This is a genomic window from Streptomyces sp. 1114.5 (assembly GCF_003635085.1).
Lineage (GTDB): Bacteria > Actinomycetota > Actinomycetes > Streptomycetales > Streptomycetaceae > Kitasatospora.
Genome location: NZ_RBXE01000001.1, coordinates 2120852 through 2143394, shown reverse-complemented (window position 1 = coordinate 2143394; position 22543 = coordinate 2120852). Strand labels below are relative to the sequence as shown.

General features: G+C 72.3%; 21 protein-coding genes. 9 read left to right on the top strand and 12 right to left on the bottom strand.

Going from position 1 to position 22543, the window contains the following annotated elements; genetic code table 11:
* Positions 1-74: 74 nt before the first annotated feature.
* The 3 genes from BX285_RS09420 (at position 75) to BX285_RS09410 (ending at position 2630) form a co-directional block, all read left to right on the top strand.
* On the top strand, positions 75-1619 hold the full coding sequence (locus tag BX285_RS09420) for a HAMP domain-containing sensor histidine kinase (protein ID WP_121174880.1): 1545 nt from the start codon (positions 75-77) through the stop codon (positions 1617-1619).
* Positions 1616-1942 carry a hypothetical protein gene (locus BX285_RS09415; RefSeq protein ID WP_097237573.1) on the top strand — a complete coding sequence of 109 codons (327 nt, stop codon included), beginning with the start codon at positions 1616-1618 and terminating at the stop codon, positions 1940-1942. Before BX285_RS09420 ends, BX285_RS09415 begins: the two co-directional genes overlap by 4 nt.
* A gap of 106 nt (positions 1943-2048) precedes the next feature.
* Positions 2049-2630, top strand: a complete 582-nt coding sequence (locus BX285_RS09410; protein WP_179852853.1) for a VanZ family protein — start codon at positions 2049-2051, stop codon at positions 2628-2630.
* A gap of 74 nt (positions 2631-2704) precedes the next feature.
* Here BX285_RS09410 and BX285_RS09405 read toward each other — a convergent pair whose 3' ends face one another.
* Positions 2705-3376, bottom strand: coding sequence for a PhzF family phenazine biosynthesis protein (locus BX285_RS09405; protein ID WP_121174879.1), 672 nt, complete (start codon positions 3374-3376; stop codon positions 2705-2707).
* Between the two features lie 148 nt (positions 3377-3524).
* Between BX285_RS09405 and BX285_RS09400 the strand changes: the two genes are divergently transcribed.
* Both BX285_RS09400 and BX285_RS09395 read left to right on the top strand, forming a co-directional pair.
* Positions 3525-4022 carry a hypothetical protein gene (locus BX285_RS09400; protein ID WP_121174878.1) on the top strand — a complete coding sequence of 166 codons (498 nt, stop codon included), beginning with the start codon at positions 3525-3527 and terminating at the stop codon, positions 4020-4022.
* A 296-nt stretch (positions 4023-4318) separates the two neighbouring features.
* Positions 4319-4504, top strand: coding sequence for a PspC domain-containing protein (locus tag BX285_RS09395; RefSeq protein ID WP_030241583.1), 186 nt, complete (start codon positions 4319-4321; stop codon positions 4502-4504).
* 81 nt (positions 4505-4585) lie between these two features.
* On the opposite strand, the gene BX285_RS09390 is transcribed toward BX285_RS09395, so the two are convergent.
* The 3 genes from BX285_RS09390 to BX285_RS09380 all read right to left on the bottom strand — a co-directional run bounded on the left by BX285_RS09390 (position 4586) and on the right by BX285_RS09380 (position 7453).
* Complete coding sequence (locus BX285_RS09390; RefSeq protein ID WP_097237569.1) at positions 4586-4972, bottom strand: ATP-binding protein; 387 nt, start codon at positions 4970-4972, stop codon at positions 4586-4588.
* A gap of 224 nt (positions 4973-5196) precedes the next feature.
* Positions 5197-6354 (bottom strand): adenosine deaminase, encoded by a 1158-nt coding sequence (locus BX285_RS09385; RefSeq protein WP_097237568.1) that lies wholly within the window; start codon positions 6352-6354, stop codon positions 5197-5199.
* Positions 6355-6502: 148 nt separating this feature from the next.
* Positions 6503-7453: a LysR family transcriptional regulator gene (locus BX285_RS09380; protein WP_373560565.1), complete on the bottom strand. Its 951-nt coding sequence runs from the start codon at positions 7451-7453 to the stop codon at positions 6503-6505.
* Between the two features lie 110 nt (positions 7454-7563).
* Between BX285_RS09380 and BX285_RS09375 the strand changes: the two genes are divergently transcribed.
* Together BX285_RS09375 and BX285_RS09370 are read left to right on the top strand one after the other, a co-directional pair.
* Positions 7564-8850, top strand: a complete 1287-nt coding sequence (locus tag BX285_RS09375; protein WP_097237566.1) for an MFS transporter — start codon at positions 7564-7566, stop codon at positions 8848-8850.
* Between the two features lie 26 nt (positions 8851-8876).
* Positions 8877-9320: a Uma2 family endonuclease gene (locus BX285_RS09370; protein WP_097237565.1), complete on the top strand. Its 444-nt coding sequence runs from the start codon at positions 8877-8879 to the stop codon at positions 9318-9320.
* A 30-nt stretch (positions 9321-9350) separates the two neighbouring features.
* Here BX285_RS09370 and BX285_RS09365 read toward each other — a convergent pair whose 3' ends face one another.
* From BX285_RS09365 to BX285_RS09330, 8 genes are all read right to left on the bottom strand, one after another.
* Complete coding sequence (locus BX285_RS09365) at positions 9351-10628, bottom strand: thymidine phosphorylase (RefSeq protein ID WP_097237564.1); 1278 nt, start codon at positions 10626-10628, stop codon at positions 9351-9353.
* 105 nt (positions 10629-10733) lie between these two features.
* Positions 10734-11135, bottom strand: coding sequence for a cytidine deaminase (locus BX285_RS09360; RefSeq protein WP_097237563.1), 402 nt, complete (start codon positions 11133-11135; stop codon positions 10734-10736).
* Positions 11132-12397 carry an ABC transporter permease gene (locus BX285_RS09355; protein WP_097237562.1) on the bottom strand — a complete coding sequence of 422 codons (1266 nt, stop codon included), beginning with the start codon at positions 12395-12397 and terminating at the stop codon, positions 11132-11134. Before BX285_RS09355 ends, BX285_RS09360 begins: the two co-directional genes overlap by 4 nt.
* Positions 12394-13557 (bottom strand): ABC transporter permease, encoded by a 1164-nt coding sequence (locus tag BX285_RS09350; RefSeq protein WP_097237561.1) that lies wholly within the window; start codon positions 13555-13557, stop codon positions 12394-12396. The genes BX285_RS09355 and BX285_RS09350 overlap by 4 nt, the downstream gene beginning before the upstream one ends.
* Positions 13558-13561: 4 nt before the next feature.
* A complete protein-coding gene (locus BX285_RS09345) occupies positions 13562-15139 on the bottom strand; it encodes an ABC transporter ATP-binding protein (RefSeq protein WP_373560503.1) in 1578 nt (525 codons plus the stop codon).
* 293 nt (positions 15140-15432) lie between these two features.
* Positions 15433-16494 carry a BMP family protein gene (locus BX285_RS09340; protein ID WP_097237560.1) on the bottom strand — a complete coding sequence of 354 codons (1062 nt, stop codon included), beginning with the start codon at positions 16492-16494 and terminating at the stop codon, positions 15433-15435.
* A 255-nt stretch (positions 16495-16749) separates the two neighbouring features.
* Positions 16750-18003 (bottom strand): amidohydrolase, encoded by a 1254-nt coding sequence (locus tag BX285_RS09335; protein WP_097237559.1) that lies wholly within the window; start codon positions 18001-18003, stop codon positions 16750-16752.
* Between the two features lie 256 nt (positions 18004-18259).
* Entirely contained in the window at positions 18260-19840 is a 1581-nt protein-coding gene (locus BX285_RS09330; protein ID WP_121174877.1) for a methylmalonyl-CoA mutase, read from the bottom strand.
* 129 nt (positions 19841-19969) lie between these two features.
* Between BX285_RS09330 and BX285_RS09325 the strand changes: the two genes are divergently transcribed.
* Positions 19970-20725 carry an SDR family oxidoreductase gene (locus BX285_RS09325; protein WP_097237557.1) on the top strand — a complete coding sequence of 252 codons (756 nt, stop codon included), beginning with the start codon at positions 19970-19972 and terminating at the stop codon, positions 20723-20725.
* A gap of 66 nt (positions 20726-20791) precedes the next feature.
* The gene (locus tag BX285_RS09320; RefSeq protein WP_097237556.1) at positions 20792-22441 is read left to right on the top strand and encodes an alpha/beta hydrolase; all 1650 of its coding nucleotides are present in this window, start codon (positions 20792-20794) and stop codon (positions 22439-22441) included.
* Positions 22442-22543 lie beyond the last annotated feature (102 nt).

Below are 22543 nucleotides of genomic sequence, written 5' to 3'. Positions count from 1 at the left end.
GCCTCAGGCCTCCGGCCCCAGACCTCCGAACCCCGCCCCCCGCCCCGCGAACTCCCGTACCACGACAGGCTCCTGTGACTGACCATCAGACGACTGCCCGGCGCTTCCCGGCGGGCTGGTGGCGACGGCTGCGCTCCCTGCGGGTGCGGCTGATCGCGGTGTTCGCGGCGGTCGCGCTGCTCGCCGCGGTCTCGGCCTCCGGCATCGCGTACTGGCTGAACCGCGACGCGGTGCTCAAGCGCGCCCAGAACACCGCGCTGAACGACTTCCGGGTCTCGCTCAGCCGCAACGTCTCCGAGCTGCCGCTGAACGCGAGCTGCCCGGAGCTCGCCGCGCTGGCCTCCAGCGTGGCCAGCTCCGGCCTGAGTTACGACGTGGTGGTGGTCGATCCGGCGCACCCGGAGTGCGCGCCCTCCTCCGACCCCACGCACTTCACGCTGGCCGACGTACCGACCGCGCTGCAGACCACCGTCGCCAAGCCGCGCGAGGTCAGCGAGAGCAACCCGTACCCGTACCACCTGTACTGGCAGCGGCAGAACCTGGAGGGCCGGCCGTTCCTGATCGGCGGCACCAAGGTGGTGCCGAACGGCCCGACGGCGTACATGTTCAAGTCGCTGGAGAACGAGCGGGCCGACCTCAACACGCTGGGCTGGTCGCTGGCCACCGCCACGCTGTTCGCGCTGATCGGCTCGGCCCTGCTCGCCCAGGCCGCCTCGGCCACCGTGCTGCGGCCGGTCAGGCGGCTCGGCGACGCCGCCCGGCGGCTCGGCGAAGGGCACCTGGACACCCGGCTGGAGGTTGACGGCTCGGACGAACTCGCCGACCTGGCGAGGACGTTCAACCGGACCGCGGAGCAGCTGCACGAGCAGGTCGAGGAGCTGAGCGCGCGCGAGGCGCAGAGCCGCCGGTTCGTCGCCGACATGTCGCACGAGCTGCGCACCCCGCTGACCGCGATGACCGCCGTCACCGACATCCTGGAGGACGAGGCCGAGTCGCTGGACCCGATGATCGAACCGGCCGTCCGGCTGGTGGTCAGCGAGACCCGGCGGCTGTCCGACCTGGTGGAGAACCTGATGGAGGTGACCCGCTTCGACGCCGGCACCGCCAAGCTGGTCGCCGACGAGGTGGACATCGCCGACCTGATCATGTCCTGCATCGACGGGCGGGCCTGGTACGACGCGGTCGAACTGGACGCCCCGCGCGGCATCCTGGCCGTGGTCGACCCGCGCCGGCTCGACGTGGTCTTCGCCAACCTGATCGGCAACGCGCTCAAGCACGGCGGCTCGCCGGTGCGGGTGCGGGTCCGGCAGGCCGAGGACTCGGTCGTGGTCGAGGTCTCCGACAGCGGCCCGGGCATCCCGGAGGACGTGCTGCCGCACGTCTTCGACCGCTTCTACAAGGCGGACCGCGGGCGGGCCCGCTCGGAGGGCAGCGGCCTGGGCCTGTCGATCGCGATGGCCAACGCCCAGATACACGGGGGGACGATCACGGCGGCGAACGGGGAGGTCGGCGCGGTGTTCACCCTGACGCTGCCGCTGACCCCGCCGCCTCCGCCGTCCGCGGGCGGGGCCGAGGACGGCCCCGCGCGCGACGCCGCCGAGGACAAGGACGCCACGTGACCGCCCCCGCCACCACCACCCTGCGCCGCGCCGCCGGCGTGCTGTTCCTGCTCGCGCTGGCCTCCGGCTGCGGGATCCGGCCGACCGCCGTACCGGTCGACGCCGGCGCCCCGGCCAGCCGGACCGCCTGCCCGACCACCCCGCACGTCCCGGCCGCGCTGGCCACCCCGCCCGGCCCGGCGCCGTCCATGACCCAGGCCCGCGGCGCGGCCAAGGCGTCCGCGAGCCCGAGTCCGAGCCCGTCGCCCACCGTGGTGGCACCGGGCAGCCCGCCGCCGGACAACGTCTTCGGCGCGGTGCCGACGGCTGCGCCCTGCAAGTAGCCGGGCGGGCGGCCGTCCCGGGCGCGGGGCGGGCGCCGGGGGCGCGTTCGGGAATGTTCACGCTCACGGTGGAACCGCCGTGCCACCGGGTCACGTCCTCCCTCCCGTGCAGCGAGATGGCACCAGGACACGCGACGAGCGTTCCGGCGCGGGGACCGAGAGCAGCCCGGCGGCGGACGTCCACCGTCCCCTCCGGAAGGCCGGACTGGCAGGCCTGGCCTGCCACCTGACGCTGGTGCTCTGGCTCGTGCTGAGACCGCTGCCGGTGGCCTGGGTCTACGACACCAACCTGACGCCGCTGGCCTCGCTCCGCTCCTCCAGCGTCTGGCAGGTGGCCGGCGAGCTCCTGCTGCTGGCCCCGCTCGGCATCCTCCTGCCGCTGGCCGGCGGCCGCCTCCGGGCCCCGTGGCTGCCCTCCTTCCTGCGCACCACCGGAGCCTCCGCGCTGCTGGCGACGGCGCTGGAGTTCCTCTCCTCCTGGACGCCCGGGCACGTCCTCGACGTGGACCACATCCTGTTCGCCGTGATCGGCGTGGCCGCCACCCACCTCGCGCTGGCCCCCGGGCTGCGGCACCTGCTGCGGGAGCGGCGGCCGCGGGCGCCCCGGCTGTCCGCGCCGGCCGCCCCGTCGGTGGCCGCCGTGGCCCCGGTGGCAGCCGTCGCGCCCGCCGGCCGCCCGCGCGCCTAGGGTTCGCCGGACAGGCCTCAGGACGCGGCGCCGCCCGTCGGCCGCCCGCGCGCCTAGGGTTCGCCGGACAGGCCTTAGGACGCGGCGCCGCCCGTCGGCCGGGCCGGCGCCGGCAGTACCCGGCCGCCGACCTCGATCAGCCCGCCCGGGCGCGGTCCGGTCATCAGCTGCGAGCCCCGGCCCTGGGTGACGGTCAGCGTCCGGCCCAGCTCCGCGGTCAGCAGCAGGGCGGCCGCACCGGTCGCCTCGTCCTCGTCGATCCCGTCACCGCGCCCGGGGAAGGCCCGCGCCCGGACGGTGCCGGCCGCCTCGTCCTGCCAGGCCCAGGCGTAGATCCACTCCCCCGGCGGCGGCACCTCCAGTGCCTCCACCTCGGCAGCCGAACCGTACTGGCGCAGCGTCCGCCCGGGAGCCCACTCCGGCCGGGCCTCGATCAGGGTCAGCCCGTCCGCGCGCCGCACGCCCACCGCACCGGCGGCCGTGACCAGCCGGTCCACCCCGAGCAGCCAGGCGGCGCCCACGCACGGGTGGCCGGCGAAGGGCAGGCGCACCGACGGGGTGTAGATGTCGATCGCCCCGCGCTCCGGATCGTCGACGAAGACCGTCTCGCTGAAACCGAGTTCGCGTGCGATCCGCTGCCGGTCCGCGCGCTCCGGCACGGCGGCGCCGTCGCGCACCACCCCGAGCTCGTTCCCGTGCTCCCCCTCGGGCCCGCAAAAGACCCGCAGCACCTCATACCCAGTCATTTCCCACCTCGTCAATTGCCGGTCCGGCAGAGCGCAACGACACCGTGACGTAAAGGCGGCGACGAATGTCGGCCGCCTCCAGTACTGTGCGCTCTCGTCCCCGAACGGTTCCGCCGTTTTCTCTCTTCCCTCCCACAGGAAACCCCCCTTGAACAATCTCGACTTCAGCGCCGAACCGCTGTTCTCCTGGTACGTCGTCCTGCTGGCGCTCAGCGGCGTCCTCATGGTGGTCCTCGGGGCCGTCGCCGGCGGACTGAAGGTCGGCCTGCGGATTCTCAACGTCGTCATCGGCCTCGGTTTCCTGGGGTACGCCTACTACCTCGCGTTCGTCTTCGAGGGCGGCACGTACTACATCTTCTTCAAGGTGTTCATCCTGCCGGTCGCGATGATCGTGTACTCGGTGAAGGCGATCACCGAGCGCAGCAACGCCAAGCAGGCCGCCGCGCAGGCCGCCGCGTTCAACCCCCACGCGCCGCAGGCGCCGTACAACCCCAACGCGCCGTACAACCCCAACGCCCCGCAGGCGCCGCAGGCCCCGTTCAACCCGAACCCCCCGCAGCCGGCCGCGCCCGTCCCGCCGCAGCCGGTGGCGGACAACCCGTACGCGCAGCCGAACCCGTCGCAGCCGCCGCACCAGGCGGGCTGATCGCGCGGCACCCGTCGCACGCACCCCGGAAGGCCCGTCCGTCACCCGCCGTCGAGCGGGGACGGGCGGGCCTTCCGCCGTTCGGGGCCGCCGGCGCGCCCTGCCGGTCGGGGCAGCCCTCAGGGTCACCCTGAGGAGGACCCCGACCTCCGGCTCCGCCTTGGCGGTGACCCGGCGGGGCCCGGAATCACCTGTCGGGCTGAGGATCGCGGGGCGGCGCCGGAGCAGTATGGAAGTACCCCGCCGGACCGGCCGGACCGGGCCGCCGCCGTGCGGAGCAGATCAGGAGTGAACCCATGAGCGCTCGCCTCGCCCGCCCCCGTCACAACCGCGTCATCGCCGGCGTCTGCGCCGGGATCGCCGACCGCTTCGGCCTGACCCCGTGGACCGTCCGCCTGATCTTCCTGCTCTCCTGCCTGCTCCCCGGGCCTCAGTTCCTGCTCTACCTCGCCCTCTGGGTGCTCCTCCCGCAGGAGCCGTGAGAGCGAAACCCGAAACGGCGACGGGCCGCCCACCCCGGGAACACCGGGGTGGGCGGCCCGTCGCCGTGCGGGCGGTCCGGATCAGCCGCCCAGGCCCGGCAGCCCCGGGAGGGCGCCGGTCAGCCCGCCGATGGGGGTCTTGTCGAGGCCCGGGACGGACGGGACGGCGGCGCGCTGCTGGGTGACGCCGGCGAGCGGAGCGGCGGCCGGGGCCTCGGCCGCCGGTGCCTCGGCGGCCTGGCCCGCGGTCGGGGCGAGGGTGCCCAGCGTGCCGGCGACCTTGTCGCCGCCGGGCAGCTTGGCGGCGGTGTCGGCAATCGCCCCGGTCACCGCGGGGTTCGTCACCGCGCCGGTGGGCAGCCCGAGGCCGCCGGGCGCCGGGGCGGCGGCGGAGGCGGTGCCGGCGCCGACCGCCGCGATGGCGATGCCGATCGCCGCGGTGCCGGCGGCCTTGAGAGCCTGCTTCATGGTTCGTCCCCTTGGGTCCTCATCGGTGGCCGGTCTCGCGTACGAGCTGGGCGGACGGGCGACCGCCACCGTGTCTGGTCGGCAATGACTGGCACACCGTAGTGAGCCGGTCGCGTGGGGACCAAGGGCCGTTCACTCACAGGAGTGAGTAGTCGGATGAACGCCAACTTCCGTGCCGAAGCGGGGCGTTCACCCGACCGCCGGAGACGGGCTCAGCCCTCGACTCAGTGGCCGCCGACGCCCGCGCTGAACAGCCACTCCGCCTTCAGCTCGGCGTAGCCCGGCTTGATCACGTCGTTGATCATCGCCAGCCGCTCGTCGAAGGGCAGGAACGCGGACTTCATCGCGTTCACCGTGAACCACTCCAGGTCCCCCAGGGTGTAGCCGAAGGCGTCCACCACGTGCCCGAACTCCTGGCTCATGCTGGTGCCGCTCATCAGCCGGTTGTCGGTGTTCACGGTGACCCGGAACTTCAGCCGGCTGAGCAGCCCGATCGGGTGCTCGGCGTACGAAGTGGCGGCGCCGGTCTGGATGTTGGAGGTCGGGCACATCTCCAGCGGGATGCGCTTGTCGCGCACGTACGCGGCCAGCCGGCCGAGCTCGACCGCGCCGTCCTCGCCCACCGTGATGTCGTCGACGATCCGCACGCCGTGGCCGAGCCGGTCGGCGCCGCAGCACTGCAGGGCCTCCCAGATCGACGGCAGGCCGAAGGCCTCGCCGGCGTGGATGGTGAAGTGGTTGTTCTCGCCCTTGAGGTAGTCGAAGGCGGCCTGGTGGCGGGTGGGGGGGTAGCCGGCCTCGGCGCCCGCGATGTCGAAGCCGACGACGCCCTGGTCGCGGTGGCGGTTGGCCAGCTCCGCGATCTCCTGCGAGCGGGCGGCGTGCCGCATCGCGGTGATCAGGGTGCCGATGCGGATCCGGTGGCCGGCCGCGCGGGCGTTGGCCTCACCGAGGCGGAAGCCCTCCTGGACGGCCTCGACGACCTCGTCCAGGGTCAGGCCGGCCTCCAGGTGCTGCTCGGGGGCGTACCGGACCTCGGCGTACACGACGCCGTCGGCGGCCAGGTCCTCGGCGCAGTCGGCGGCGACCTTGATCAGGGCCTCGCGGGTCTGCATCACGGCGCAGGTGTGCGCGAAGGTCTCCAGGTAGCGGACCAGCGAGCCGGAGTCGGCGGCCTCGCGGAACCACTCGCCGAGCTCCTTGGGGTCGGTGGTGGGAAGGCCCTGGTAGCCGACGGCGGCGGCCAGCTCGACCATGGTCTCCGGGCGCAGCCCGCCGTCCAGGTGGTCGTGCAGGAGGACCTTGGGCGCGCGGCGGATCTGGTCGGCGGTGGGGATGCGCGGGCCGGTGCCCGCAGCGGTGACGGAGATCTGCTTTTCCATTGCGGAAATATAGCCCCTACGCGCGTAGACCCACCACCGGGAACACCACCGGATGGTCCAAAGCACGCCCGGAATTCCACCGACCGGTCCATACGATCCACCAAAGCGACGGCCGCGCCGCCAAGGCGACGGTCGTACCGCCGACGCCTCAGTCGTGCTGGAGCAGCCGCCCGCGCCGGGACAGCACGAAGTCCCGGAACGCCTCCGCCGGCGGGGACAGCGGCCGCCCCGCCGCCCAGGCCAGCCCGATCGCCCGCCGGGTGCGCGGCGCCGTCACCTCCAGCTCCACCACCCCCGGCCGCGGCACCAGCGCCGGCGGCAGCAGCGCCACCCCCAGCCCGGCCGCCACCAGCCCGCGCAGCGTCTCCGCCTCCTCCCCCTCGAATGCCAGCCGGGGCACGAACCCGGCCCGCGCGCAGAAGCCGTCCGTCATCGCGCGCAGCCCGTAGCCCTGCTCCAGGCCGACGAACGGCTCCTCCGCCACCTCCGCCAGCCGGATGCGCCGCCGCCCGGCGAGCCGGTGGTCCGCGGGGACGACCAGCAGCAGCCGCTGCTCGTCCAGCGGGCGGGCGGCGAACGCCGGGTCGTCCGGCAGCGGCGCGACCAGGCAGAGGTCCAGCTCACCCGCCCGCAGCCGCTCCAGCATCGCCGCGCCGTAGTCCTGCACCAGCTGGAAGCGCACGCTCGGGCGCTCGGCGCGGAAGCCGCGCAGCAGCGCCGGCACCGTGTCCGGGCCCATCGTGTGCAGGAAGCCGAAGGCCACCAGCCCCGCCTCCGGGTCCGCCTCCGCCCGGGCCGCCTGCGCGCCGCGCTCGACCTCGGCCAGCGCCCGCTCCACCGAGGCCAGCAGCAGCCGGCCCGCCCTGGTCAGCCGGACCGTCCGACCCTGACGGGCCAGCAGCTCCACCCCCAGCTCCTCCTCCAGCCGGGCCACCGCGCGCGACAGCGTCGGCTGCGGCACCCCGAGCAGCGCGGCCGCCTGGGTCACGTGCTCCAGCCGGGCCACCGCGGCGAACTGCGCCAGCCGGGGCGCCAGCAGCACGGCCGGCTCGTCCGGGCCCAACTCGGCCGCCCGGTACCGCTGTTCCCCACCGTCCACCGACTCGGGACCGGTCAACGCGCCACCACCTCGACTCATACGCCAGTGCATCGATCATCCACGCTTCATGCATTGGACGCATCAACCAGGACGGGCCTACCGTCGACGACATGCAGCCCGCCGATACCAGGGCATCCGTGACCGCCCCGGATGCCCCGACCACCGCCCCCGCCGCCGCCCCCACCGCGGACGACCGCCACCGCCCCGGCCAGCGCGCCTTCCGCCGCGCCAACCTCGCCCTCTTCGCCGCCGGGATCGCGACCTTCGTCTTGCTCTACTCCACCCAGGGCCTGCTGCCGGTCCTCTCGGCCGACCTCGACCTCACCCCTGGCCAAGCCAGCTGGACGGCCTCCGCCGCCACCCTCGGACTCGCCCTCGGCCTGCTCCCCGCCAGCGCCCTGTCCGACCGGTACGGCCGCACCCCGGTGATGACGGCCTCCACCCTCGCCGCCTCCGTCCTCGCCCTCGCCCTGCCCTTCGCGCCCGACCTCACCACCCTCGTCGTGCTGCGCGTCCTCCAGGGCGCCGCCCTCGCCGGGCTCCCCGCCACCGCCATGGCCTACCTCGCCGAGGAGGTCCACCCCAGCGCCCTGGCCTCCGCGATGGGCCTGTACGTGGCCGGCAACAGCATCGGCGGCATGGGCGGGCGACTGCTCTCCGGCTGGACCGCCGCCGGCCTCGGCTGGCGCTGGGGCCTCGCCGCCTCCGCCGCCCTCGCCCTGCTCGCCACGCTCGCGTTCCGGCTGCTGATCCCCGCCGCTCGGCACTTCACCCCGGCCCCGGTGGACGCCCGCGCCCTCGCCCGCACCGTCGGCGGGCACCTGCGCAACCCGCTGCTGCTGCGGCTGTACGCGCTGGGGATGCTGTTCATGGCCGTGTTCGGCGCGGTCTACAACACCGTCGGCTACCGGCTGATCGCCGCGCCGTTCCACCTGCCGGAGTCGGTCGCCGCCTCGATCTTCGTGGTCTACCTGGTCGGCACCGGCACCTCGGCCGCGGCCGGCCGCCTCTCCGTCCGCCTCGGCCGCCGCGGCGCCCTCTACGCCGCCATCGGCGTCACCGCCACCGGCCTGCTGCTCTCCCTCGCCGACTCCCTGGCCTGCGCCCTGCTCGGCCTGGTCCTGATCACCGCCGGCTTCTTCGCCGGCCACGCCACCGCCTCCTCCGCGGTCGGCCGCACCGCCACCGAGGGCCGCGCCCAGGCCTCCGCCCTCTACCTGATCGCCTACTACCTCGGCAACAGCCTGGGCGGCACCCTCGGCGCCGACGCCTACCACGCCACCGGCTGGCCCGGCGCCGCCACCGTCGGCCTCACCGCCATGACCCTCGCCGCCGGCGTGACGCTCTACGCCACCCACCGGGCCCATACCACCCGGCGAGCGATCGCGGACGCTTGACAACCGCCGCCGACACACTCAGGGACATGAGCAGCGATCCTGCTGTGTACGCCCGGCTCCTGGAGATCGCGGATCAGCTGCCGAAGGTGCCGGGGATGGGGAAGATCGAGATCGCCGACGGCCAGATCGTCATGACGATGTCGCCGGCGAAGCGCCACGAACTCGCCGTGTTGCGCATCGCCCGACAGCTCAACGCCCAGCTGCCGACCACTCATCCGGGTCACATCGCTTACCACGGCGCGGACTTGGAGGATGCCGGACTCGGGCAGCTGCGCAACCCGAACCTGATGGTCTTCCTCGAGGCGACCTTGGAGGGTGAGCAGCGAGCGGTTCTCCCGCACGAGGTCCTGCTCGTGGTGGAGATCGTCTCCAACTCCAACCCCGAGAACGACTACCACAACAAGGTCCGCGACTACGCGGCCATGGGCCCCTGGACGATCGACACCGGCGGTCTGCTCACGTACGCCTGATCCGGCGTACGTGAGCAGACCTCACGCGGATCAGGCGATGCGGTCCAGCACGATCGGGTTCGGGGTGAACGCGGTGCCCTCCGGGGAGACGGTGATGCCGCCGGCCAGCGCCTCGATGGCGTAGTCGTAGCGCTCGGGAGTGTCGGTGTGGAGGGTCAGCAGCGGCTGACCGGCCACGACGGTGTCGCCGGGCTTGGCGTGCATCTCGACGCCGGCGCCGGCCTGGACCGGGTCCTCCTTGCGGGCGCGGCCGGCGCCCAGGCGCCAGGCGCAGACGCCGACGGCGTAGGCGTCGAGCTCGGTGAGCACGCCGGAGGCGGGCGCGGGGATGACGTGCTGCTCGCGGGCGACCGGGAGCGGGGCGTCCACGTCGCCGCCCTGGGCGGCGATCATGCGGCGCCAGTGGTCCATCGCGGAGCCGTCGCGCAGCGCGTCGGCCGGGTCCTTGCCGTGCACGCCGGCCGCGGCGAGCATCTCGCGGGCGAGCGCCAGGGTCAGCTCCACGACGTCGGCGGGGCCGCCGCCGGCCAGCACCTCGACGGACTCGCGGACCTCCAGCGCGTTGCCCGCGGTGAGGCCGAGCGGGGTGGACATGTCGGTGAGCAGGGCGACGGTGTTGACACCCGCGGTGGTGCCCAGGCCGACCATGGTGCGGGCGAGTTCGCGGGCGTCGTCCAGGTTCTTCATGAACGCGCCGGAGCCGACCTTGACGTCCAGGACCAGCGCGCCGGTGCCCTCGGCGATCTTCTTGGACATGATCGAGGAGGCGATCAGCGGGATCGCCTCGACGGTGCCGGTGACGTCGCGCAGCGCGTACAGCTTCTTGTCGGCGGGGGCGAGGCCGTCGCCGGCCGCGCAGATGACCGCGCCGGCGTCGCGCAGCACGTCCATCATCTCGTCGTTGGAAAGCAGGGCGCGCCAGCCGGGGATGGACTCCAGCTTGTCCAGGGTGCCGCCGGTGTGGCCGAGGCCGCGGCCGGAGAGCTGCGGGACGGCGGCGCCGCAGGCGGCGACCAGCGGGGCGAGCGGGAGGGTGATCTTGTCGCCGACGCCGCCGGTGGAGTGCTTGTCGCTGGTGGGCAGCGGCAGCGAGGAGAAGTCCATCCGGACGCCGGAGCGGATCATGGCGTCGGTCCAGCGGCTGATCTCGCGCGGCTTCATGCCGTTCAGCAGGATCGCCATGGCCAGCGCGGACATCTGCTCGTCGGCGACCTCGCCACGGGTGTAGGCGTCGATGACCCAGTCGATCTGAGCGTCGCTCAGCTCTCCGCGATCGCGCTTGGTCCTGATGACGGAGATGGCGTCCATGCGTGCTCCAAGAGGGGGTTCAAAGGCATGAAAAGCGAAGAGTGTCGCGAGATGACCGGGTTACGGCCCACTCGCGACACTCTACGCGCGTAACAAACGGCGATGCTAGAGCCGCTCCGGCCCGAATGCATCGGGCAGGACCTCGCTCATCGGCTTCACGCCGGAGGCGAGGTCGACCAGCAGCTCGGGCCCGCCGTGCTCGTACAGCAGCTGGCGGCAGCGCCCGCACGGCATCAGCAGCTCGCCGGCGCCGTCCACGCAGGTGAAGGCGGTCAGCCGCCCCCCGCCGGTGGCGTGCAGCGCGGACACCAGCCCGCACTCGGCGCACAGCCCCAGCCCGTACGAGGCGTTCTCGACGTTGCAGCCGGTGACCACCCGCCCGTCGTCCACCAGTGCGGCCGCGCCGACCGGGAACTTGCTGTACGGGGCGTACGCGTGGCCCATCGCCTCGCGCGCCGCCTCGCGCAGCCGCTCCCAGTCGATCGCGGAGGGCGCGGGGGCGGTCACTTGCCCTGGCCCTTGCGGTAGATCTGGCCGTCCGCCTTGGGCATCCGCAGTCGCTGCGAGGCCAGCGAGAGCACCACCAGGGTGATCACGTACGGCGTGGCGACGATCAGCGGACGCTGCACCTGGTCGGTCAGCGAGTACCAGGCGATCAGACCGCCGGCGATCACGAAGGAGATCACCGTCGCGGTGTACTTGCGCCGGTACAGCTGCCAGAGGGCGAGCAGGATCATCGCGATGCCGACGATCAGGATCAGCACGTGCACCGACTCCGGGTCGCGCAGCTGGAGGCTGTCGGTGAAGCCGAACAGGCCGGCGCCCATGGCGAGGCCGCCGGGCATCCAGTTGCCGAAGATCATCGCGGCGAGGCCGATGAAGCCGCGGCCCAGGGTCTGGCCGTCCTTGTAGAAGTGCGCGGCGACCAGCGAGAGGTACGCACCACCGAGGCCCGCGAAGGCGCCGGAGGCGATGACCGCCAGGTACTTGTACTTGTAGACGTTGACGCCCAGCGACTCGGCCGCGGTCGGGTTCTCACCGCACGAGCGCAGCCGCAGGCCGAACACCGTGCGCCAGAGCGCGAAGTAGCTGACCACGATCAGCGCGGCCGCCAGCAGCACGACCACCGAGATGTTGGTGACCAGACCGCCGAGCACGCCCGCGACGTCCGAGACGAAGAACCAGTGGTGGTTCTCGATGTCCTTCAGGCCCGAGGACAGCCCCGGGATCGTGATGTACGGCAGCGGATCCGCCGGCGGGGACTGGTTCGCCCCGGCACCGGCCGAGATGTAGTCCTTGTAGTAGATCCGGTTGACGTACGCGCAGATGCCCGGGATCAGCAGGTTGATGCCGACACCGGAGACGATGTGGTCGACACCGAAGGTCACGGTGATGATCGCGTGCAGCAGACCGCCGAGCGCCCCGCCGAGCATGCCGGCCAGCAGACCGACCCACGGGTTGACCAGGTAGCCGGCCCAGGCACCGCAGAAGGTGCCGGCGACCATCATGCCTTCGAGGCCGATGTTGACCACACCGGCCCGCTCGGACCAGAGACCGCCCAGACCGGCCATGCCGATCGGCACGGCGGCGCTGAGCGCGGCGGTGATCTGACCGGAGGAGGTCAGCGAGTGGTTGCCGGTGGCCATGCCCACGGCGGAGAACAGGACCAGGGCGCCCGCAATCAGGAGCAGGACCACCGGCCAGGACAGCTTGCGCTTCTTCGCGGGCGCGCCCGGCGCCTTCGGACGGGCAGCAGTGGCCGTACTCACGCGGACACCTCCTTCTTCTCAGTGGCCGCGGCCTGGGCGGCGAGCTCGGCGCCGACCTTCTGCTGCTGGCGCTTCAGGCCGTAGCGGCGCACCAGCTCGTACGCGACGACGACGCAGATGACGATGGTGCCCTGCATGACCGCGACGATCTCGGACGGGAAGCCACCCTGCAGGGGCAGCTGCGCGCCGGTGGCGTCCAGGAAGGCGAACAGCAGGGCCGCGAAGACCATGCCGATCGGGCTGTTGCGGCCGAGCAGGGCGATCGAGATGCCCAGGAAGCCCAGGCCGGGCTGGAAGCTCTGGCCGTAGTAGAAGGAGTTCTGCAGCAGCTCGGGCATGCCGATCAGACCGGCGATCCCACCGGAGACGAACATCGAGATGACGACCATCTTCTTGACGTTCACGCCGGAGGCGGTCGCGGCGGACTCCGAGCGGCCGGTGGCGCGCAGGTCGAAGCCGAAGCGGGTGCGGGTCAGGGTGAACTGGAAGAGCACACCGACCAGGATCGCGATGAAGAGGAAGCCCCAGAGGGTGCCGCCGGCCGTCTCGATGCCGAAGAAGTGGCTCGACTGCGAGATCGGCTCGGTCTGGATCGAGTTGCTGGTGCCGCTGACCTTCGGCGCGAAGACGCCGGGGACGAGCAGCAGACCGACGATCGCGAGCGCGATGGCGTTCAGCATGATGGTCGCGATGACCTCGCTGACGCCGCGGTAGACCTTCAGCAGACCGGCGATGCTCGCGTACAGACCACCGACCAGCATGGCGGTGACCAGCAGCAGCGGGATCTGGATGAACGCCGGCAGGTCGACCTGGGCGCCGATGTAGGCCGCGAACAGCGCCGCGACCTTGTACTGGCCCTCGACGCCGATGTTGAACAGGTTCATCCGGAACCCGAACGCGGCGGCCGCGGCGGCCAGGTAGTAGGTGGTGGACCGGTTGAGGATCGCCACCTGGCCGTCCGACTTCGTGGCGTACGTGATCATCACGTTCCACGCGTCGAACGGGTTCTTGCCCGAGGTCGCCAGCAGGACGGAGCAGATCGCGACCGAGAGCACGACCGCGAGCACCGGCGCCGCCAGTGCGAGCACGATCCGCTCACCGCTGATCCGCTGGGCCAGGCCGGGCTTGGCGGCCTTGGCGGCGGGGTTGGGACTGGTCATGTGGTTACTCCCCCGCCTGCGGGTCGTCGGCGGTGTCGGACGGGTCGGTGCCCTCGGCCTCGGTGCCCTCCACGAGGGTCTCGTGGAACTCCTCGACGGCCTCCGGCTCGGACTCGATGTGGCCGCTGGCGGCACCGGTCATCGCGGTGCCCAGGTCCTCGGCGGTCACGGTGGCCGGGTCGGCGTCGGCGACCAGGCGGCCGCGGTAGATGACCCGGATGGTGTCGGAGAGGCCGATCAGCTCGTCCAGGTCGGCGGAGATCAGCAGGACGGCCAGGCCCTCCCGCTGAGCGCGCCGGATGTGCTCCCAGATCTGGGCCTGCGCGCCGACGTCCACACCACGGGTGGGGTGCGCGGCGATCAGCAGCTTGGGCTGGTGGCTCATCTCGCGGCCGATGATCAGCTTCTGCTGGTTGCCGCCGGAGAGCGAGGCCGCGGTGACCTCGATGCCGGGGGTGCGGACGTCGTACTCCTCGACGATCCGCTGGGTGTCCGTCCGGGCGGAGGACGGGTCGAGCAGCACGCCCTTGGAGTTGGGGGCCTCGGTGACGTGGCCGAGGATCCGGTTCTCCCAGAGCGGGGCCTCCAGCAGCAGGCCGTGCTTGTGACGGTCCTCGGGGATGTAGCCGATGCCGGCCTCGCGGCGGGCCCGGGTCAGGGTGCCGGAGAGGTCCTTGCCGTCCAGGGTGACGGTGCCGCCGTCCAGCGGCAGCATGCCCATGATGGCCTCGACCAGTTCGGCCTGGCCGTTGCCCTCGACGCCCGCGATGCCGAGGATCTCGCCCTTGTGGATGCGCAGCGAGATGTCGTCCAGGACGACGCGCTCGATGCCCTCGGCGTCGGTCTTGGCGATCCGCAGGTCCTTGACGTCGAGCATCTCGGTCGTGGTGACCGTCGACTCGCGGCTCTCCGGGGAGGGCAGCTCGGCGCCGACCATCATCTCGGCGAGCTGGCGGGCGGTGACGGCCTTCGGGTCGGCGTCGCCGACCGTGGTGCCGCGCCGGATGACGCTGATCGCGTCGGCGACCGCCAGCACCTCGTGCAGCTTGTGCGAGATGAAGATGACGGTGACGCCCTCGGACTTGAGCTCGCGCAGGTTGTCGAACAGCGCGTCGACCTCCTGCGGGACCAGTACGGCCGTGGGCTCGTCCAGGATCAGGATCTTGGCGCCGCGGTACAGCACCTTGAGGATCTCGACGCGCTGGCGGTCGGCGACACCGAGGTCCTCGACCAGGGCGTCCGGGCGCACGCCCAGGCCGTACTGGTCGGAGATCTCCTTGATCTTCGCCTTCGCCTTGGCGCCGATGCCGTGGAGGTGCTCGCCGCCGAGGACGACGTTCTCCCACACCGTGAGGTTGTCGGCGAGCATGAAGTGCTGGTGCACCATGCCGATGCCGCGGGCGATGGCGTCGCCGGGGGTGTTGAACTCGCACAGCTCGCCGTTGATCGCGATGGTGCCCTCGTCCGGCTTCTGCATGCCGTAGAGGATCTTCATCAGCGTCGACTTGCCGGCGCCGTTCTCGCCCATCAGGGCGTGCACGGTGCCGGTGCGGACGGTGAGGTTGATGTCGTGGTTGGCCACGACACCGGGGAAGCGCTTGGTGATGCCGCGCAGTTCGACGGCCGTTGTCGCCGTCCCCGCGCTGGGGGTGCCGTCCTTGCGCAGGGGGACGGGGTCGGATGCGGTGATGGCGGTCTCCTGGTGGTCTGGAGGCGCGTCGTTGCGCTCGGAGGGCCAAGGGCGGATACGGGGGGACGGAACGGGGCCCGGGGGTACGCGTTGAGCGCACCCTGCCGGGCCCCTCCCGTGAACTGAGTCGATCATCGCGCTGCCGGGCAGGCGGCAGGCGCTGTCGCGTCCGAGACGCGCGGTCCTTACTGGGCCGGCGCGGTCGGGATGGTGGTGGCGCCGCTCTTGATGGCGTCGCCAGCGGCCTTCAGCTTGTCCTGGATGTCGTCGATCTTGCCACCGGTGGTGGCGAGCGAGACACCGTCGGCCTTCAGGTCGAAGAGCTTGATGCCGGTGAAGGCGTTGCCCTGCTTGACCGACTGGATGTACGCGAAGACCGCGTTGTCGACGTTCTTGACCATCGAGGTCAGGATGCTGTTCTTGTACTTCGCCAGGGCCGGCTGGCTGGCCTGGTCGGAGTCGACACCGATGGCCAGGGCGCCCGACTTGTTGGCGACGGCCTCGATGGCGCCGTTGCCGGAGGAGCCGGCGGCGGAGTAGATGATGTCCGCGCCCTTGTCGAGCTGACCCTGGGCGGCTTCCTTGCCCTTGTCGGGCGAGTTGAAGCCGGTGAAGTCCGGCGGGGTGGTCAGGTAGGTGGTCTCGATCACGATGTTCGGGTCGACGGACTTGGCGCCCGCCTTGTAACCGGCCTCGAACTTCTTGATCAGCTCCGACTGCACACCACCGATGAAGCCGATGTGGTGGGCCTTCGACTTGTTCGCGGCGGCGACACCGGCCAGGTACGAACCCTCCTGCTCGGCGAAGAGCAGCGAGGTGACGTTGGACGGCTGGTCCTTGTCGTTCGAGTCGATGATCGCGAACTTGACGTTCGGGTTGTCCTTGGCGACCTTGTTGACCGCCGGCTGGTAGACGAAGCCGACCGCGATGATGGTCTTGTAGCCGGCGTCGACCAGGTTCTTGAGGCGGGTCTCCTTGTCGGCCTCGGCCTCGCCGGACTTGGCCTCGGCCTCGGTGACGGAGGCACCCAGCTCGGCCTTCGCCTTGTCGAGACCACGGGCGGCGGAGTCGTTGAACGACTGGTCGCCACGGCCGCCGATGTCGTAGGCCATACCGACCTTGAGCGAGCCGTCGCCCGAGCCGGAAGCGGAGGTGTTGTCGGTGCTCTTTGCGCCGCAAGCGGCGAGCGAGGCCATGCCCAGGGAACCCGAGAGCACAACCGCGGCGAGCTTCATTGAACGGCGCAAGGGAGTTTCTCCTTCTGACACGCAACCGTTTGGCGTGATTGGACGCCACCGTAACGCGCGTAGAACACGGTTGGGTTACGGGGTGCCAGAGCATTCGGGTTGTTATCAAACCGTGGTCTGACGCCCTCCCGAGGCCCTTCTCCCCTGCGCGGACGGTGGTCCGGGGTTGGTGCGGCCCAGTTTACGGAACCGCACCGGTACCCTGGATTCCGACGATCCGCCCACGTGTCGGCCGTTTCGACCCGCGGCGGCGCCTCAGCTCCCGTCCGCCTCCAGGGCCAGTGCCGCGAACAGTTCGGCGCCGATGCCGATCGCCCGCTCGTCGACGTCGAAGCGGCCCTGGTGCAGGTCGCGGACGGTGGTGTCGCCGGGGGCGCGGACGCCGAGCCGGGCCAGCGCGCCCGGGGCGTGCTCCAGGTACCAGGAGAAGTCCTCGCCACCGAGGCTCTGCTCGGTCCCCTCGACCACCACCGCGCCCTCGCGCCCGAAGCGCGCGTTCATCACCTCGTCCAGCAGGGCGATCGAGACCGCCTCGTTGACCACCGGCGGCACCCCGCGGTGGTAGTCCAGCGTCCACTTGGCCCGGTAGGTCTCGGCCAGCTTGGCGATCAGCTCGTGCAGCAGGTCCGGGGCCTCGCGCCAGCCGTCCAGCTCCAGGCAGCGGACGGTGCCCTCCAGTTCGGCGTGCTGCGGGATGACGTTGGGCGCGGAGCCGGAGGCGATCCGGCCCCAGACCAGGCTGACGCCCCAGCGCGGGTCCATCCGGCGGGCCAGCGCGCCGGGGAGGTCGGCGGCCATCCGGGCCACCGCGGTCACCAGGTCGGTGGTGAGGTGCGGGCGGGCGGTGTGCCCGCCGGGGCCGTCCAGGTGCAGCACCAGGCGGTCGCAGGCGGAGGTGATCGCACCGGTGCGCAGGGCGATCCGGCCGACCTCCACCTTCGGGTCGCAGTGCACCGCGAAGATCCGGCCGACGCCGTCCATCCCGCCGGCCTTGATCACGTCCAGCGCCCCGCCCGGCATGACCTCCTCGGCCGGCTGGAAGACCAGTCGGACCGGGCGGCGCAGCTCACCGGTGCGGGCGGCCTCGGCCAGCACCAGGCCGGCGCCGAGCACCACCGAGGTGTGCACGTCGTGGCCGCAGGCGTGGGCCCGGCCGGGGACGGTGGAGCGGTACGGCACGTCGGTCTTGGCGTCGTCGATCGGCAGCGCGTCGATGTCGGCGCGGAAGGCCAGGAACTCCTCGCCGGGGCCGGTGCCGGGCGGGACGATGTCGACCAGCAGGCCGGTGCCGCCGGGCAGCACCCGGGGTTCGAGGCCCGCCGCCACCAGCCGGTCGCGCAGCAGCCCGGTGGTGCGGAATTCCTGGCGGCCCAGCTCCGGATGCCGGTGCAGATCACGGCGGAAGGCGATCAGCTCGGGCTCCAGCGCCCTCACCCGGTCGCGCAGTTCGGCGGCGGGACGTGCGGCGGCGAGAGTGGCGCCCGGCTGAGCGGGCTCAGGACGGTTCATCTCCCCAAGGGTAGGCCCGTTGGGAGGATTTGGCCCGACTTCCGGAAAATTAGTCTCCGGATGGGCGCATACCGGCCGGACAGGTGGGTATGACATTTCGTTTCGGCCGCCTTCCCCGGGTTGCTTGCCCTGTGCAACGATCACCCCGGCCGGTGGTCACGGCCGCCATTTCCTTGACGAAGAACCGGCGTTGACGGCCGTTCAACAGCCGTTCGACAGCCGGTCGGCACCCGCTCGGAAGCCGGTCAGCAGTCGCTCAGAAGCGCTCCACCGGAGCGTACGTGCCCCACACCCCGCGCAGCGCGTCGCACACCTCTCCGACGGTCGCCCGGGCGGCCAGCGCCTCCTTCATCGGGTACAGCACGTTCTCCGGCCCCTCGGCGGTGCGGCGCAGCGCGTCCAGCGCCCGGGTGACGGCTCCGGCCGAGCGCCCGGCCCGCAGCCGGGCCAGGCGTTCGGCCTGCTGCCGCTCGATCGCCGGGTCGACCCGCAGCGGCTGGTACGGCTCCTCCGCGTCCAGACGGAAGCGGTTGACGCCGACCACCGTCCGCTCGCCGGAGTCGGTCTCCTGCTGGAGGCGGTAGGCGGTGCGCTCGATCTCGGCCTTCTGGAATCCCTGTTCGATCGCGGCCACCGCGCCGCCCCGGTCCTCGATCCGGTCCATCAGGGCCAGCGCGGCGGCCTCCACCTCGTCGGTGAGCGACTCGATCGCGTAGGAACCGGCGAACGGGTCGACGGTGGCGGTCACGTCGGTCTCGTGGGCGAGCACCTGCTGGGTGCGCAGGGCGAGCCGGGCGGCCTTCTCGGTGGGCAGCGCGATCGCCTCGTCGTAGCTGTTCGTGTGCAGCGACTGGGTGCCGCCGAGCACCGCGGCGAGCGCCTGCACGGTGACCCGGGCCAGGTTCACCTCGGGCTGCTGGGCGGTGAGCTGCACTCCGGCGGTCTGGGTGTGGAAGCGCAGCATCTGCGAGCGCGGATCCTTCGCGCCGAACTCCTCGCGCATGATCCTGGCCCAGATCCGGCGCGCGGCACGGAACTTGGCCACCTCCTCCAGCAGGGTCGTGCGGGCCACGAAGAAGAAGGAGAGCCGGGGCGCGAACTCGTCCACGGCCATTCCGGCGGCGATCGCGGTCCGGACGTAGGCGATGCCGTTGGCCAGGGTGAAGGCGATCTCCTGCACGGGGTCGGCCCCGGCCTCGGCCATGTGGTAGCCGGAGATGGAGATGGTGTTCCAGCGCGGGATCTCGTCCCGGCAGTACCGGAACACGTCCGCGACCAGCCGCAGCGAGGGCTGCGGCGGGAAGATGTAGGTGCCGCGGGCGATGTACTCCTTCAGCACGTCGTTCTGGACCGTGCCGGTGAGCGCGGCGGGCGCCACCCCCTGGGCCTCTCCGACCAGTCGGTAGAGCAGCAGGAGCAGGGCGGCGGGCGCGTTGATGGTCATCGAGGTGGACACCTCGCCGAGCGGGATGCCGTCGAGGAGCACCGCCATGTCCTCGACGCTGTCCACGGCCACGCCGACCTTGCCGACCTCGCCGGCCGCGAGCGGGGCGTCCGAGTCGTAGCCCATCTGGGTGGGCAGGTCGAAGGCGACCGAGAGGCCGGTGCCGCCGCCGGCGATCAGCCGGTGGTAGCGGGCGTTGGACTCGGCGGCGGTGCCGAAACCCGCGTACTGGCGCATCGTCCACGGCCGGCCGGTGTACATCGTCGGGTAGACGCCCCGGGTGTACGGGTACTCGCCGGGCCGGCCCAGCCGGGTCGCCGGGTCCCAGCCGGCCAGCGCCTCGGGGCCGTACAGCGGCTCGATCGGGAAGCCTGATTCGGCAGGACGCGGCATGGTCCCTCCACGGGATCGGCGGGGGCGCGGGTTCGGTGCCTCGCAATCTAGGGCCCGGCCGGGCGACGGGGACGCAGACGCGGTTGAGATGATCGGGTGAACGACCGGATGAGCCCCCAGGGAGTGGCAATGACCGAGCAGAAGGTGGCCGTGGTCACCGGTGCCAGCAGCGGGATCGGCGCGGCGACCGCCCGCCGGCTGGCCGACGAGGGCTTCGAGGTGGTGCTGACCGCCCGCCGCACCGACCGGATCGAGGCGCTGGCCAAGGAGATCGAGGGCCGGGGCGGTGCGGCGCGCGCCGTCACCCTGGACGTCACCGACCGGGCCGCCGTGGACGCCTTCGCGGCCGCGGTCGGCCGGGTGGACGTCCTGGTGAACAACGCGGGCGGCGCGGTCGGCGCCGAGACGGTCGAGCACGGCGACCCGGCCGACTGGCGCGCGATGTACGAGGTGAACGTGCTCGGCGTGCTGCACGTGACGCAGGCGCTGCTGCCGGCCCTGCGGGCCACCGGGGACGGCACGGTGCTGGTGCTCTCCTCCACGGCCGCGCTGGCCGCGTACGAGGGCGGCGGCGGCTACGTGGCCGCCAAGCACGCCGCGCACACCATCGCGGCCACGCTGCGGCTGGAGCTGTGCGGGGAGCCGATCCGGGTGATCGAGATCGCGCCCGGCATGGTGAAGTCCGAGGGCTTCGCGATCACCCGCTTCCGCGGCGACGAGGAGAAGGCCGCCGCGGTGTACGCGGGCGTGGCCGAGCCGCTGACCTCGGAGGACATCGCGGACACGGTGGCCTGGGCGGTCACCCGGCCCTCGCACGTGAACATCGACCTGCTGGTGGTCCGGCCCCGGGCGCAGGCGGCCAACCACAAGGTCCACCGCGGCTGACCCGGCCCGGCGGGCGACCCGGGGGTCAAGATCGAGCACGTCGGGGCCCAGTGGTACACACGTGCGATGAACAGCTTCCGGGCCGCCCGCCCACACGTCCTGCTGACCGCCGTGGCGGCAGGCACCCTCCTCCTCGCCACCGCGTGCAACCACGCCGCCGAGCCCGCCCAGGACCGGGCCGCCGGCACCCCGGCGTCCGCCTCCGCGACCCCCGCCCCCGCCCCGACGCCGACCACCCGGCCCACCGGCGAGGCCGACCCCGCGCTCAAGCCCTTCTACGGCCAGCAGATCACCTGGGCGGCCTGCCCGGCCGACCCGAAGGCCGAAGCGGCCAAGATCGACACATCCGGGCTGCAGTGCGGCACGCTGCACGTCCCGCTCGACTACGCCAACCCCGCCACCGACGCGATCGACCTCGCGCTGATCAGGTACCCGGCCGCCAAGCCGGACCAGCGGGTCGGCTCGCTGATGGTCAACCCGGGCGGCCCGGGCGGCTCCGGCGTCGAGATGGTCGAGTACGGCACCAAGGACTTCGCCGGCGCCCTGCACGACCGCTTCGACGTGATCGGCTTCGACCCCCGCGGCACCGGCGCCAGCTCCCCGGTCGTCTGCTACGACGACAAGCAGCACGACGCCGCCAACCAGACGGACGAGCCGCTCGACCCGGCCGAGCGCAAGGCCGCGCACGTCAAGCAGTCCACCGACCACGCCGCCGCCTGCCAGGCCAGGTCCGGCAAGCTGCTGCCCTTCGTCGGCACCCGCAACACCGCCCGCGACCTGGATGTGCTGCGCGCCGTCACCGGCGACAAGAAGCTCAACTACCTGGGCATCTCCTACGGCACCTACCTCGGCGCGCTGTACGCCGAGGAGTTCCCGAAGAACACCGGCCGGCTGATCCTGGACGGCGCCGTCGACCCCGCCCAGGACACCCTGGACCACGGCGTCGACCAGCAGGTCGGCTTCGAGAAGTCCTTCGAGCGCTTCGCCGCCGACTGCGTGGAGAACCACGCCGACGAGTGCCCGCTCGGCACCGACAAGGACAAGGCCGCCAAGAAGGCCGCCGACTTCCTGGACGGCCTCCACGACAAGCCGCTGACCACCAAGGACGGCCGCAAGCTCACCCGCGACCAGGCCTGGACCGGCGTCATATCGATGCTCTACGGCGACGAGAAGACCTCCTGGAAGTACCTGCGGGCCGGCCTCGGCTGGGCGATGATGCGCGGCAAGGGCGACTACCTGCTGGCCTTCGCCGACGAGTACAACGGCCGCGACGAGAACGGCCACTACAGCCCGATGGACGAGGCCAACGGCGCGATCAGCTGCGCCGACGCCGCCCGCCCGGCGCCGACCCCCGAGCACGCCAAGGCGGCGGTGGACCGGCTGCTCGCCGAGGCCCCGCTGCTGTCCAAGGGCGTCACGTTGGACGACTACAGCGAGCCGGGCTGCGCCTACTGGCCGTTCAAGACCCAGGAGAAGCCGCACACCATCCGGGCCGAGGGCAGCGCGCCGATCCTGGTGGTCGGCACCACCGGCGACCCGGCAACCCCGTACGCCTCGGCCGAGTCGCTGGCCAAGGGCTTCGCCGACGCCACCCTGCTGACCCGGGTCGGCGAGGGCCACGGCGCCTTCGGCAAGGGCAACACCTGCATCGACCGGGCCATGGAGGCCTACCTGGTCGACGGCACGATGCCGGCCCCGGGCACCCGCTGCAGCTGAGCCGACAACCGGGTCAGCAGAAGGCCCGACTATCAGAAAGACGTGGGGAGGGCGCTGACGCGATGGTGTCAACGTCACAACTTGATAGCTCGTCCGGATGAA

Excerpts from the sequence above, each read along its gene's own strand:
- BX285_RS09385 (WP_097237568.1), bottom strand. The coding sequence starts at position 6,354 with ATGGAAAAGCAGATCTCCGTCACCGCTGCGGGCACCGGCCCGCGCATC.
- BX285_RS09365 (WP_097237564.1), bottom strand. The coding sequence starts at position 10,628 with ATGGACGCCATCTCCGTCATCAGGACCAAGCGCGATCGCGGAGAGCTG.
- BX285_RS09370 (WP_097237565.1), top strand. The coding sequence starts at position 8,877 with ATGAGCAGCGATCCTGCTGTGTACGCCCGGCTCCTGGAGATCGCGGAT.
- BX285_RS09395 (WP_030241583.1), top strand. The coding sequence starts at position 4,319 with ATGAGCGCTCGCCTCGCCCGCCCCCGTCACAACCGCGTCATCGCCGGC.
- BX285_RS09350 (WP_097237561.1), bottom strand. The coding sequence starts at position 13,557 with ATGACCAGTCCCAACCCCGCCGCCAAGGCCGCCAAGCCCGGCCTGGCC.
- BX285_RS09375 (WP_097237566.1), top strand. The coding sequence starts at position 7,564 with ATGCAGCCCGCCGATACCAGGGCATCCGTGACCGCCCCGGATGCCCCG.
- BX285_RS09390 (WP_097237569.1), bottom strand. The coding sequence starts at position 4,972 with ATGAAGCAGGCTCTCAAGGCCGCCGGCACCGCGGCGATCGGCATCGCC.
- BX285_RS09330 (WP_121174877.1), bottom strand. The coding sequence starts at position 19,840 with ATGCCGCGTCCTGCCGAATCAGGCTTCCCGATCGAGCCGCTGTACGGC.
- BX285_RS09320 (WP_097237556.1), top strand. The coding sequence starts at position 20,792 with ATGAACAGCTTCCGGGCCGCCCGCCCACACGTCCTGCTGACCGCCGTG.
- BX285_RS09405 (WP_121174879.1), bottom strand. The coding sequence starts at position 3,376 with ATGACTGGGTATGAGGTGCTGCGGGTCTTTTGCGGGCCCGAGGGGGAG.
- BX285_RS09325 (WP_097237557.1), top strand. The coding sequence starts at position 19,970 with ATGACCGAGCAGAAGGTGGCCGTGGTCACCGGTGCCAGCAGCGGGATC.
- BX285_RS09335 (WP_097237559.1), bottom strand. The coding sequence starts at position 18,003 with ATGAACCGTCCTGAGCCCGCTCAGCCGGGCGCCACTCTCGCCGCCGCA.